This window comes from Comamonas flocculans (assembly GCF_007954405.1).
GTDB classification, from domain to species: Bacteria; Pseudomonadota; Gammaproteobacteria; order Burkholderiales; family Burkholderiaceae_C; genus Comamonas_C; species Comamonas_C flocculans.
On sequence record NZ_CP042344.1, the window covers coordinates 2,703,295 to 2,715,952 of the forward strand.

A 12,658-nucleotide genomic window follows, 5' to 3' on the forward strand; every position below is an offset into this window, starting at 1 on the left:
CTCAAGGCTGGGCCCATGCGCCCCAGCGCGGAATGAAGCGTGGCACGTGGAGCGCATACTCCTGCCAGGCCTGTCCAAAACGGCGTGCACTCTCCTGCTCCTCGTTGTGCGCCAGGCGGGCATACATCACCACAAGCACCGGGAACATCAACAGCGTCAGCAAGGTCGGCCATTGCAGGAGAAAGCCGAACATGATCAGCACGAAGGCGATGTACTGCGGATGCCGCACCCAGGCATAAACACCGGTGCGCGCCAGCCGCCCCTGCCGCTGGGCCTCGTAGAGCACGGGCCAAGCCGCAGCCAGCAGCCAGAAGCCGCCGCCAATGAACAGGTAGCTGAGAATGTGGAACGGCCCAAGGTGCGGATCACCGCCCCAGCCGAACAGCAGCTCCAGCAGGTGACCGGCGTTGTGGTTCAGCAGGTCCACGCCCGGGACCTTCTGGCCCAGCCAGCCCGACAGGAAGTAGATGGTCAGCGGGAAGCCATACATCTCCACGAACAGCGCCACGATGAACGCTGTGAACGCCCCGAAACTGCGCCAGTCGCGCGCGCTGGCCGGCTTGAAGAAGCTGAAGGCGAACATGACGAAGATCGCCACGTTGACCACCACCAGAGTCCACAGGCCATACGACGATCCCGTGTGCTCCATGGCCTCAGCCCCTGTCGGAGTTTTGTCCAGTGCCCTGGCCAGTGGCTCCGGAGCCACCACCGTGGCCGCCATGACCACCATGGCCTTTGTGCATGAAGACATGCATCAGCGGGCAGGCCAGCAGGAAGGCATAGGGCCACCATTGCGCCAAGTGGGCACGGTGCTCGGTCCATAGAAAGTACCCGGCGGCAGCGCCGAACACGAGCAGGCCGATGGCATAGCGCGAGCGCCAGAACCCGCCGGTCTGCACACTCTGCGGATGGGATGCATGGTCATGGGTCATGACGGCCTCCTCACTTTGTGCCGGGAGTGGAGGTTTGCGGCATGGACATTCGATCCATCATCATCTGCATCATCGACTCCATCATGGCCATGCGCTTTTCCATCATCTGCGGGTCGTGCTGCATGCCAGCCATACCGGCGGGCGGGTTGCCCGATGCCATCTGGCCGTGCATCGACTCCATCATGCGCATGCCGTCCTGCATGGTCTTCATGTGTTCGGCCATCAATGCCTGCCGCTCCTGGGGCGTCTTGGCGGCGGCCATCTTCTCGTGCATGGCTCGCATGCGTTGTTCCATCGCGGCCATCATGGCCGGGTTCATGGCCTGCGATAGCGGTGCTGCAGCCGGCGCCGGAGCTGCCGCCGCAGGGGCGGTCGTTTCCGCTGGATGGTGGTCCTTGTGCTCGTCGGAGCCTTGCGCCAGCACGCCCACGGAGGCGGCGGCGACACAGAGACCGATCAGAGCATGACGAATGTGAACCATGATGCTTCCTTCTTGCGGTGGAGGGGGTGACTAGGGCTGCCGCGTCCGGCGGCACGGCGCGGTTGTGACTCTGCTCAGCGCGCGGGTTGGATGTCGGTGACAACCATCTTTCCACCTTCCTGGACGACCATGAATTGCACCTTGTCGCCGGGCTTGAGCTTGATGAGCTGACCCTTGTCGCGAACGGTGAAGACCATGGTCATTCCGGGCATGTCCAGGTTCTTGATGTCTCCATGCTTGAGGGTGATCTTGCCGTTATCCGGATCGACCTTCTTGACCTCGCCATCGGTCATGGAGTCCGACGCAGGCGCCGCCACCTGACCTTGACTGGGGCTGACCTGGGCATGGCCCGCCATCGGCAGGGCAACGCCCATGGCCAGGGCGGAGATGGTGAGCAGACGTTGGATGGTGGTCACGATGATCTCTGAAGGAATAATCGATGGGGGTTCCAAAGGACTTGCAAGATCAGTTCAGCGAGCAACCTCGACTTGCCCGACCATGCCGGCTTCAAGGTGTCCCGGTTCGGTGCAAGCAAAATCGACCTTGCCCGGCTGGGTGAACTGCCACACCATCGTGCCGCGCTGGCCGGGCTTAAGGTTCACCTGGTTAGGCTCGCTGTGCACCATGCCGGGATTGGCGCGCATTTCCTTGGCGTGCTCCTTCAATTCGTCCAGCGAGCCGAGCACCATTTCGTGCCTGATCTTGCCGGCGTTGCGCACCATGAAGCGCACGGTCTCGCCCTCCTTCACATTGATGCTGGAGGGATCGAAGCGCATGTCGTCGTTCATCACCACGTCGATCGTGCGCGTGACCTTGGCGGGGTCGCCGGGCTGGCCGAACATGGCGCTGTGCTCCGACATGCTCATGTTGCCGTGCGAGGCGGGCATGTCGTGGCCACCAGCGTGCGTGCCAGCAGCCAGCGCAGCTAGCGGAAACGCCGCAGCGGCAAACAGGGAAATGACGATGCTTTTATTCATTCAAACGACTCCTTGGGAAAAATCAGAACCAGAAACTCAAGCCCGCCAACCAGCGCGTCTGGGTGGCACTGCCACCCGAGGCGCGCACGAAGTCTCCCGTGCGGCCAAAGCTGTGTTGCCATTCGACGCCGATGTAGGGTGCGATCTGGCGCGTGATTTCGTAGCGCAGGCGCAAACCCGCACTGGCGTTGGCAAGGCCGCTGCCGATAGCGTTGACAGGATCGCTCTTGCCGTAGAAATTCCATTCGGTGCGCGGCTGCAGAATCAGCTTTTGCGTGAGAAGCCAGTCATAGCTCCCTTCGAGCCGCAGCGCGGTGCGGCCGCCACTGCCCAGATAGGCCGTGGCATCGAGCTCAAACCAGTAGGGCGCGAGGCCCTGCACGCCAGCCGCAAGCCACTGGCGATCCTTGCCTGTGCTGTGGTCGAAGCGCACGCCGAGCTGACTGTCCCAGAAGGCGGCGATGGCGTGGCCCCAGAGCAGTTCGGTGCGCGAATCCTGTAGCTTGCCCTGTGCGACGTCGCCCTCGGCCTTGATGACCAGGTGATTGAAGTCGCGGCCGATGCGCGCTTGCAGGTCATACGTCGTGGCGTTATCGCCGTGGCGTGCCCATGCGCGCTCCAGACGGTTGACCCTCAGGTTCGCAAAGCTCATCTGGTCGCCCAGTTGCAGGCGCGGCACGCCCGTGAACGAATACTTGCCGCTGCCGCGCTCGAAGCCGTCGGAATAGCCGTTGGGGTCGCGCGCATCGGCGGGCGGGCTGCCGCCTTGCATTTGCATTGCACCGTGGCCCATGCCAGCCATCGAGCCGTCTGACGCCGGCGCCGCGCCGTACTCCATCGCGGGAGCGGGGCCGCTGGCGGTACCTTGGGATGGCGCGGTGCCGTGATCCATTCCCGGCATGACGCCATGATCCATGGGTGGCGCGCCAGGATTTGCAGCCGGAGCGCTGCCTCGCATGGGCATGCTGCCGTGATTCATGGCAGGCGCTTCAGCTCCTGCTGGCGCACTGCCCGCGGGCATCGGCATGCCCCCATGATCCATGCCTGCCATGGACCCCGCCGCAGGCGCGGCGCTGGACTGTGCCGCAACATCGTGTGCGCCATGCGCATCGTGATCCTGAGCCAGAGCGGACGTGGCGGCGCTCGAGAGAATCAGGGCTGCAGCCACCGGCGCCAGCCGCAAGGCCACAGTGTGCGGGGTAAGTCGGTTCATTTTCAGGTTCTTTTTCATGCCACCACCACTTCGCGGAACATGCCCATTTCCATGTGGAACATCAGGTGACAGTGCCAGACCCAGCGGCCGAGCGCGTCGGCGCTGACGAGAAAGCTCACGCGCTGCGCCGGCTGCACGGGGATGGTGTGCAGCCGCGCGACGAATTCGCCTGAGGCGTTTTCCAGCTCCTGCCACATGCCGTGCAGGTGCATGGGGTGGGTCATCATGGTGTCGTTGTGCAGGATCACGCGCAGGCGCTCGCCATAGCGGAAATGCACGGGGCGGCTGTCGGTGAAGTCCAGGCCGTCGAACGACCAGGTGTAGCGTTCCATGTTGCCCGTCAGATGCAACTCGATTTCGCGCTCGGGCCCGCCGGCATAGAGCGATCCGCCGACGGTCTTGAGATCGGCCAGCGTGAGCACGCGTCGGCCGTTGCCGCGCAGTCCGACGCCGGGGTCATCCAGGTTGGTGCGCGGCATGTCCACGCGCATGTCGGCGCCGGGGCCCCATTCGGTGCGAGCGTGGCGCACGGCGGTGCCGGGCTTTTGCAACGGATTGGACGCCATGCTGTGCGCCATGCCGGGCATGCCGCCCATGGCCGACATGTCGTGCCCGCCGCCCATGCCCTGCATGCCGGCCATGCCAGCGTGGTTCATCCCAGCCATGGGGCCGTGGCCCATCGCCGCCATGTCGTGGCCACCGCCTCGCGCCATGCCGCCCATCATGTCGGCCATGGTGAGCCACTGCACCGCATCCAGCGCGGGCACCGGCGCGCTCAGGCCCGGGCGTACCGCCAGTGTGGCGCGCGCGTAGCCGGTGCGATCCATCGATTGCGCAAAGAGCGTGTAGGCATCGTCTTTGGGCTGCACAATCACGTCGTAGGTCTGGCCGGGGCCGAAGCGGAACTCATCCACCGTCACTGGCTCCACGTCTTGCCCGTCGGCCTGCACCACGGTGAGCTTGAGGCCCGGAATGCGCACGTCATAGAACGTATTGCCGCTGCCGTTGATGCAGCGCAGGCGCACGCGCTCGCCGGGCTTGAAGAGCGCCGTCCAGTTGGCGCCAGGCGCGCTGCCGTTGACGAGGTAACTGAGCACGGTCGAGGACAAATCGGCCATGTCGCTCGGGCTCATGCGCATGGCGTACCACATGTCACGCTCCTGCAGCGCCGCGCCCAGGCCCTGCTCGCGGACGTCACGCAGGAATTTGACGAAGGTGGGCCGGTGCTGGTTAAACACGTCGCCTTGCGCCTTGAGCTTGGCCAACGCGCGCATCGGGTCGGTGCCGGTCCAGTCCGACAGCAGCACGACGTGCTCGCGGTCGGCGCGAATGGTTTCACGATCGTGCGGCTCGACGATGAGCGCGCCATACAGGCCGGTCACCTCCTGCATGCCGCTGTGCGAGTGGTACCAGTAGGTGCCGCTTTGCTCCAGTGTGTAGCGGTAGGTGAAGGTCTCACCGGGCGCGATGCCGGCAAAGCTCACGCCCGGTACGCCGTCCATCTGGAACGGCAGGATGATGCCGTGCCAGTGGATAGACGCCGTCTCGCGCAGGCGGTTAGTGACGCGAATCGTCACGGTCTCGCCTTCGCGCATGCGCAGCGTCGGCCCGGGCAGACTGCCGTTGATGGTGGTGGCGATGCCCGTGCGGCCGTCGAAGTCGACGCGGGTTTCGGCCAGCGTCAGGTCGAAAACAGGGCCACGCAATTCGGGTGGCGTTCCCGTATGGGCTGCTGGCAGGTCTTGCAGTGCCCAGGCGGGCAGTGCGGCATCGAGCGTGCCCAATGCGGTACCCGCCGCCAGCGCCCTCAGAAAGCGCCGGCGCTGGATGGCCTGGCCTGGGGAGGCGGAAAAGGAAGGGGTTTTGAATCGCATGTCGCAGATTCTGAAGAGCCCGCCCTTTCAGCAAGATGTTTGCAACATTACATTTTTGTTAGCTTCATGTCGGCAGGCCTTACACGGGGCACACTTGCGCCAGAACCGCAAAGGAGCCGAACCGGTGAAGATATTGATCGTCGAAGACGAGCCCAAGACTGGCGAATACTTGCGCCAGGGCCTGAGCGAGGCCGGGTATGTCGCGGACCTGGTGCCCCATGGCACCGATGGGCTGCACATGGCCTTGCACGGTGCCTACGACCTCGTGATCCTGGATGTCATGCTGCCCGGGCTGAACGGCTGGCAGGTGCTGCAATCGCTGCGCGAGCGCGGCCTGCAAATGCCAGTGCTGTTCCTGACCGCACGCGACCAGGTCGAAGATCGCGTCAAGGGGCTGGAGCTTGGCGCCGACGACTATCTGGTCAAGCCGTTCTCGTTTGCGGAACTGCTGGCCCGCGTGCGCATCATCTTGCGCCGCGGCCCGGCGGGCAACGAAAGCACCATGTTACGCGTCGCCGATCTGGAGCTGGATCTGCTGCGCCGCCGGGTCTCGCGCAACGGCAGGCGCGTGGACCTGACGGCCAAGGAGTTCGGCCTGCTGGAACTGCTGATGCGACGCCACGGCGAGGTGCTGCCGCGTTCCCTCATCGCTTCGCAGGTGTGGGACATGAACTTCGACAGCGACACCAATGTCATCGAAGTGGCGATGCGCCGACTGCGCGTGAAGATCGACGAGGGTCACCCGGTCAAGCTCATCCAGACCGTGCGCGGCATGGGTTATGTGCTCGACGTACCGCAGGAGGAATAGGTGTTGTTTCGGGTTCGTTGGGGTCGGTTGCCGCTGACGCAGCGCTTGACCCTGCTCTTCACTGCGGTGGCGGCCTCGGTGGTGCTGGGACTGGGCGCTTTGTTTCTGGTCGAGACCGAGCGGCATTTCGTCGAGCTTGATCGGATGGCGCTGCAGGACAAGCAACACCTGATCGAGGAAATTCTCCGCAATGCCAGCTCGGCGGACGACGCTCGCCGCCGGCTGGCCGAGGCGCTAAGCTACCACCATGATCTCTACGCCCAGGTCCAGGATGGACAAGGAGCGGTGGTCTTTCAATCCCGAGGGTTCATCCCCACCATGCGCGGCGATATGCCCCTGCGCGCCGGTGAAAACAAGGTGTTTGGGGTGTTGCGGCACGACGGTGCCCGGTTCCATACACTGGTCTTCAAGGCCGCCCCTGCCTACTCCAGCACCCCCCTGATGGTCTGGATCGCCGCGGATACGGATCACCACACGCAGTTTCTCGACCGCCTGCGGCGCAGCTTGGCCTTGTATGTGCTCGCCGCCATCGCCATCTGCGGCCTGCTCTCGTGGTTCGCCGCGCGCCAGGGGCTGGCGCCCTTGCGCGACATGAAGTCACGGGCTGCCAAGGTGACGGGCCAGAAGCTCGGCGAGCGCATGCCCGTGCAGGCCGTGCCGGTAGAAATGGCCGACCTGGCGCAAGAGCTGAACCGCATGCTGGATCGGCTGCAGGAGGACTTCCAGCGCCTGACTGATTTCGCGTCGGACCTGGCGCACGAACTGCGCACTCCCATCAGCAATCTGTTGACGCAAACGCAGGTGGCGCTGGCGACCAAGCGCGATGCCGCAACCTACCGCGACATCCTGGCATCGAACGCCGAGGAATTTCAGCGTTTGGCGCGCATGGTGTCCGACATGCTGTTCCTGGCCAAGACCGAGCGCGGCGTGGATTTGCCGCGCGTGGAGAGGTTCTCCGTGCGCCAGGATGCGCTGGCGCTGCTCGACTTCTACGAGGCCGTGGCCGAGGAAAAGCGCATCCGGCTGCGGGTGGAAGGCGATGGCGAGATCGAAGGCGACCGCCTGATGTTCCGCCGCGCGGTTAGCAACCTGCTGTCCAACGCCCTGCGCCACGCGCCCGAGGCCGGTGACGTCACCATCCGCATCGCCGCCACCGCACAGGCCACGACGGTGGCCGTGGAGAACACCGGTGCCGACATCGACGCCAAGATTCTGCCCCGGCTGTTCGACCGTTTCTACCGCGCCGATGCTTCCAGGACCCATCCGGACACTGACGGATCGGGCTTGGGTCTGGCCATTACGCGCGCTATCGCCGAGGCCCACGGCGGCGGCGTCACGGCAAGCTCGGGTCAGGGACGCACCTGTTTCACCCTGGTGTTTCCACATCACATTGCAAAGCCTTCAAGCTGACAACAAACTCATCGGGCTGTCCAGATTCTGTTGGGGTGCGCTCCCTACGATGAACACATCTCCTCAGCGCCTAACCAAGGCATGGGAGATGCAAGTTTCATCCACCCTCGTTAGGAGCTTCAACCATGACCCAACAACGCCTCTCCCTTTCTTCGATGATCGCCGCCGCAGCCGCAGTGGCTGCCCTGGGCCTTCCAGGGATGGCCTCGGCAGCGTACGAGCATCCCGCCAACAACGAACAGGGCGTCATCGTTCATCCAGAACACTTCAAGAGCGAGAAAACGCGAGAGCAGGTCATCGCGGAGACCAAGGCTGCTATGCAGCAAGGCCGTCTTTCCTACGGCGAGAGCAACTACCCGATCCGCACGCCCGATGCAGGTCCTGGCAAGACGCGTGAGCAAGTGACCAACGAACTGCGCAGCGAGTCGCCTGCCGAACGCGACGCGCGTCTGCGCCTTTACTCCGCAGGTTGATTCTCCTGCTGCTACGTCGGCATCATTGGGCGGCCATTCAAGGGACATGCGAGGGCGATATCCGATGTCTCTTGAAACAGTGCTGCTTGTGACCATGCCCGGCAAGCGACCTCAAGCGCCACCTGCGCCAGAAACCGTAAAGCAAGAGCCTCGCCATGCCCCGCATACCCGTTGGTTCGCCTGGCGTGGACGGCTCCGCCGATAGCTGCCGGCGCGCCCCCAACGGCACGCTGCTGGTGCTGGTGGATCACAGCAGCCCGGGCATATGATGGTCGAATCGACTGGCCAGCTGGCGTCGCGGCTGGCGGCGGCTCCAAACGAATCAGGCACAGACCGCAGCGAACCGTCTCGGTTGGAACAGGATGATGGTCGATTCTTGGGGCGCGCCCAGATTGTGTGCATGCACCCGCGAGAAATCACCATTGAACTCTGGAGACCGTCACATGACGAACCACGAATCCCTCACCCGCCGCGACTTCATGAACGGCGTCGGCATGGGCACTGCGGCACTGCTGGCTGGTTTGCCGCAAGTCGAAGCCGCGCCCGCAATGCAAAGCGCAAGCGATACCTTTGAACCGGACGTTGCTCTGGAGTTGATCGCCCTACCGCGCAGTGTTTCGCTGCGACCGGGGCGAGCAACATCCGTGTGGTCGTACCAGTCGCGCGTGCTGAAAGGGGATCCAGTAAGCGTGCAGGCGCTACCCGACAGCTACCTGGGCCCGATCCTGCGCCTGCGGCGCGGCCAAAAAGTCCGCATCGATTTCATCAACCGGCTGGACCAGCCGAGCACCGTGCACTGGCACGGCCTGCACGTCCCCGACACCATGGACGGGCATCCGCGCTTTGCGATCGGGCGGGGCGAGCGCTATCGCTACGAGTTCGAAGTGCGCAACCGCGCCGGCACCTACTGGTATCACCCCCACCCCCACGGCCATACGGGCGAGCAGGTGTATTTCGGCCTTGCCGGCCTGCTCCTGGTGAGCGATGAGGAGGAGCAGGCGCTGCCGCTGCCACGCGGCCAATACGATCTGCCGATCGTCATTCAGGATCGCAGCTTCGACGACGGCAACCAACTCCGCTACCTCAGCGGCACCGGGCCGACTGCGCGCGGCAACGCATCCGGCGCGCCGTCTGCACCGGGCAACACGATGGGCGGTGGGGGAATGATGGGCGGCATGATGAGCCGCGGGGCCATGATGTCGGGCGGCATGGGCGACATGATGACGCGCATGATGGGGTTCCTTGGCGACACCGTCCTGGTCAACGGCCGCCCGGAGTCATTGATCGAGGTCGCCACGCACCCCTATCGGCTGCGTATCCTGAACGGCTCCAACTCGCGCATCTACAAGCTGGCGTGGCAGGACGGCCGGCCACTCACCGTGATCGGCACCGATGGCGGGCTGCTGGAGCGGCCGGTGCACAAGGACTACGTGATGCTGGCCCCCGCCGAGCGCGTTGAACTGTGGGCCGACTTCAGCAAGGACGATCTGGGCACGCAGCTCACGATGATAAGTCTTGCGTTTGAAGGCGCCATGGGGCGCATGATGGACATGATGGGTGGCGGCTCCATGGGGGACGCGATGGGCGGCTCGTCGCTGGCCGCTGGTGCACGGTTTCCGATATTCACGGTCAAGGTTGCGCGCAAGGTAAACGGGTCGCTCCAACTGCCCGATCGGCTGTCTGCGATCTCCTGGCCGCGCCTGCAGGATGCAGTCAACCGTGCGAAGCCAAGAACGTTCCGCATCACGATGGCGCAGATGCAATGGGGCTTCAACGGCCGCAGCTTCCAGATGACGGCTGTGGCGCCCACTGAAGTTGTGAAGCTGGGAACCACGGAGGTTTGGGAGTTCGCCAACGACGGCGGCATGATGACGATGGCGCATCCAATCCACGTGCACGATCAGCAATTTCAGGTGCTGGAGCGGCGCCACGGCGCGGGCAGCAGCGGCGTACGCGATGGCTATGTCGATCAAGGCTGGAAAGACACTGTGCTGGTGATGCCGGGTGATCGCGTGAAGCTCTTGATGCGTTTCGCCGACTATTCGGGGCTCTACCTTTATCACTGCCACATGCTGGAGCATGAGGATCTGGGCCTCATGCGCAATTACCGCATCGAGGCTTGAATGTCGGCCATTGGCTCCGGCGCGGTCTTCTGTTCATGGTCTGTTCTCTCTCAAGCCCGCTCCGCGGGCTCGATCATGGGACAGAACTTTCACTCATCGCCGTGTGCAGATTTCAGCGCCACCTGCTATTCCAGATGAGGTTGCAGCAGATTACTTTGAATCCATTCTGTTGGATCGTTTATGCTGGCCTCGCTAACCTCAGGACAGCCCAGGCTGCCGTCCAATTTCCCAAGACACCCCACCGCCGCGCACCGTCGCGGCGATCTGCTTTCCCAACTGCTGCTCGATCACCGGTTTCCACGGAACCAGACTGAATCCCATGCCATCGTCAAGCATTGCGTAGCGCCCACTGGCGAGCATCACGCTGCGCCGGTAGATGCCAGCCACGCGCTGCCCATCGGCTACGGGCCGATGTTCCAGGCCAGTTTCGGCGGCAATGGCTTTGGCGGCCTGCGCCAGTTCCCGGTAGCGCAGCGTGCCCAGCAGGTTGCGCGCCAGGATCACGCGCTGCCCGCGACGCTCTGCAAGCCCCTGTTCAGCCAAGAAGTCGGCGCGCTGCTGCATCGCCTGTTTGGCCTCGCTGCCAAAGCCCAGGTCGCCCAGGCCCGAGCCGCCGCCGATCAGTTGTTGGTCGAGCCAAGTGGCCCCCATCACGCGGGCCTGCCGCTCGATGGGCAGGTGCGATTTCAGTTCCACAGCCACGCCGCCCAGGCGCTGCGCGTCATACTGGCGGCCACGCTCGGGCAGATCGTCCGGCACCTTCCATAGCCCCTCGGCCACGCGCTCCACGATGCCGGCCCGGCGCAGGGCTTCGAGCCGGCGGACGTGGGCGGCGACGACTTCCTGCGGATCGCGGCCGGGCACGGCTTGACCCTGCGCAATTGCTAGGTGATGGTCGGTGCGGTACAGGCCATCGCTCGCCAGCGCGGCGATGTTCTTGTCTGCCGCCCGCACGTCGGCCGAACCCTTCACTTCCACCACGGCGCCGGCCGGATAGTTCACCAGTTCGTCGCGGGCGTTGAGCGCGACGTAGTGGGCCTTGCCGTCCACTCCGTCGATGACCAGATAGCCTCGGTCGCGCAGTTCGTCGGCCAGCCCCTTCGCGGCCACGCGGCCGAGGATGGTTCGGCCACTTCCATCGGCACCTTGGCCCGGCTCGAACACCGCCAGCTCGCGCGGCTCGCCACGCATGGCCCGCTGCATGGTGCGGATGATGTCGCCGCGCTCGCCCAGGGCGCGCAGCGTCTTTTCCGCATCGGCATGAACGGCCCAGGTGCCCGGCTGCATCTCGTCGGCCAGGCCCAGGCGCTGCAAGCGTTGCAGGCGGCCGATCAGCAGCAGGCGCTGGCGTTGCAGCCGCAGTTCGTTGAAGCGTTCGATCTGCACCCGGCCGTCGTCACCGGCCTCGCGCTTCAGCGTGCGATCCAGGCTCGTCCACCGCTCTTGCTCCACCTCGCGTTGCAAGGTCTGCTGGATCTCCAGCTCGGTGCGCGGCCCCAGCCATTCGGTCGCCAGTTCGGCGGCGCGATGGCGGAAGCCACCGGCGATGTAGTCGCCCGCGATGATGAGGTCTTTGCCGGTGTCGTCGCGCCCGCGCACGACGATGTGCATGTGTGGGTTGTCGGTGTTCCAGTGGTTGACGGCCACCCAATCGAGGCCCGTGCCCAGGTCGGCCTCCATCCGGCCCATGAGGTGCCGCGTGTAGGTGCGCAGGTCTTCCAGCTCGGCGCCATCCTCGGGCGAAAGGATGAAGCGGAAGTGATGCCGGTCATCAGCGCAGCGTTCCTTGAAGGCGTCGAGGTCGGCGGCATCGGTCTGCGGCCCGTAGGCTTGCCCCGGCTCGCCATCGCGGCCCACGCCATCGCGCTCGATGTATCGCAGGTGCTTGGCGAGCGATTGGGGGCTGGCCCGCTGCTGGTTGACCAGCAGCGTCTTGATGGTCACGCGCCGCGACATGGGCGTGAGCTTCGCCCCGGCGAGGCGCGCCGCCGTGTGGCCGCGCCCCAGGCGCGAGCCGGGCCGCTGGCCGGTGCCGGCGCCCTTGCCACGGCCACCAGGACGGCGCACCGTGGACTTGCCGCCGCTGGCCTTGCCCGCCTGCTTGAGCACCTTGGAGACGAAGCCCTGGCCCCGGTTCTTTTGGGGGTTGGAGCGGATGCGGAAATCATCGTCGCGGCGGTCGGTCATGGCTGCGCTCCCTGCAAGCTCCAGCGTGTCCGGTCGTGCGAAGCACGCGGACATGCCTGCATTGGCGCGGGCTTCGCGCCCCAAGCGGCACGGCGGCGAAGCCGCTGCGTGCCGCGCCACCCCCACGTGCAGACTGGCTTTGCGGCCCGACAGGTGCCGCACCCTTTTGTCTTGCCTTCC

General features: G+C 64.9%; 12 protein-coding genes. 4 read left to right on the forward strand and 8 right to left on the reverse strand.

Annotated elements, in window-relative coordinates:
* Window position 1: 1 nt before the first annotated feature.
* The 7 genes from FOZ74_RS12915 to FOZ74_RS12945 all read right to left on the reverse strand — a co-directional run bounded on the left by FOZ74_RS12915 (window position 2) and on the right by FOZ74_RS12945 (window position 5,477).
* Window positions 2-649, reverse strand: coding sequence for a methyltransferase family protein (locus FOZ74_RS12915; RefSeq protein WP_146913448.1), 648 nt, complete (start codon window positions 647-649; stop codon window positions 2-4).
* A 4-nt stretch (window positions 650-653) separates the two neighbouring features.
* Window positions 654-932 carry a DUF2933 domain-containing protein gene (locus tag FOZ74_RS12920; protein ID WP_024537129.1) on the reverse strand — a complete coding sequence of 93 codons (279 nt, stop codon included), beginning with the start codon at window positions 930-932 and terminating at the stop codon, window positions 654-656.
* Between the two features lie 10 nt (window positions 933-942).
* Window positions 943-1,413: a hypothetical protein gene (locus FOZ74_RS12925; RefSeq protein WP_146913449.1), complete on the reverse strand. Its 471-nt coding sequence runs from the start codon at window positions 1,411-1,413 to the stop codon at window positions 943-945.
* Between the two features lie 74 nt (window positions 1,414-1,487).
* Window positions 1,488-1,829: a copper-binding protein gene (locus tag FOZ74_RS12930; RefSeq protein WP_146913450.1), complete on the reverse strand. Its 342-nt coding sequence runs from the start codon at window positions 1,827-1,829 to the stop codon at window positions 1,488-1,490.
* A 54-nt stretch (window positions 1,830-1,883) separates the two neighbouring features.
* Window positions 1,884-2,390 carry a cupredoxin domain-containing protein gene (locus FOZ74_RS12935; protein ID WP_146913451.1) on the reverse strand — a complete coding sequence of 169 codons (507 nt, stop codon included), beginning with the start codon at window positions 2,388-2,390 and terminating at the stop codon, window positions 1,884-1,886.
* Between the two features lie 22 nt (window positions 2,391-2,412).
* Window positions 2,413-3,411 (reverse strand): copper resistance protein B, encoded by a 999-nt coding sequence (locus tag FOZ74_RS12940; RefSeq protein ID WP_337999232.1) that lies wholly within the window; start codon window positions 3,409-3,411, stop codon window positions 2,413-2,415.
* Between the two features lie 206 nt (window positions 3,412-3,617).
* Window positions 3,618-5,477, reverse strand: a complete 1,860-nt coding sequence (locus FOZ74_RS12945) for a copper resistance system multicopper oxidase (protein WP_146913452.1) — start codon at window positions 5,475-5,477, stop codon at window positions 3,618-3,620.
* A gap of 124 nt (window positions 5,478-5,601) precedes the next feature.
* Here FOZ74_RS12945 and FOZ74_RS12950 point away from each other — a divergent pair, with 124 nt between their 5' ends.
* The 4 genes from FOZ74_RS12950 (at window position 5,602) to FOZ74_RS12965 (ending at window position 10,291) form a co-directional block, all read left to right on the forward strand.
* Window positions 5,602-6,285, forward strand: a complete 684-nt coding sequence (locus tag FOZ74_RS12950; protein ID WP_146913453.1) for a heavy metal response regulator transcription factor — start codon at window positions 5,602-5,604, stop codon at window positions 6,283-6,285.
* Window positions 6,286-7,695, forward strand: a complete 1,410-nt coding sequence (locus FOZ74_RS12955; protein WP_146913454.1) for a heavy metal sensor histidine kinase — start codon at window positions 6,286-6,288, stop codon at window positions 7,693-7,695. It abuts the gene before it with no gap.
* A 125-nt stretch (window positions 7,696-7,820) separates the two neighbouring features.
* Complete coding sequence (locus FOZ74_RS12960) at window positions 7,821-8,168, forward strand: DUF4148 domain-containing protein (RefSeq protein WP_024537121.1); 348 nt, start codon at window positions 7,821-7,823, stop codon at window positions 8,166-8,168.
* Window positions 8,169-8,611: 443 nt separating this feature from the next.
* Window positions 8,612-10,291 carry a multicopper oxidase family protein gene (locus FOZ74_RS12965; protein ID WP_146913455.1) on the forward strand — a complete coding sequence of 560 codons (1,680 nt, stop codon included), beginning with the start codon at window positions 8,612-8,614 and terminating at the stop codon, window positions 10,289-10,291.
* A 198-nt stretch (window positions 10,292-10,489) separates the two neighbouring features.
* On the opposite strand, the gene FOZ74_RS12970 is transcribed toward FOZ74_RS12965, so the two are convergent.
* Window positions 10,490-12,478 carry a relaxase/mobilization nuclease domain-containing protein gene (locus FOZ74_RS12970; RefSeq protein ID WP_146913456.1) on the reverse strand — a complete coding sequence of 663 codons (1,989 nt, stop codon included), beginning with the start codon at window positions 12,476-12,478 and terminating at the stop codon, window positions 10,490-10,492.
* Between the last annotated feature and the right edge of the window lie 180 nt (window positions 12,479-12,658).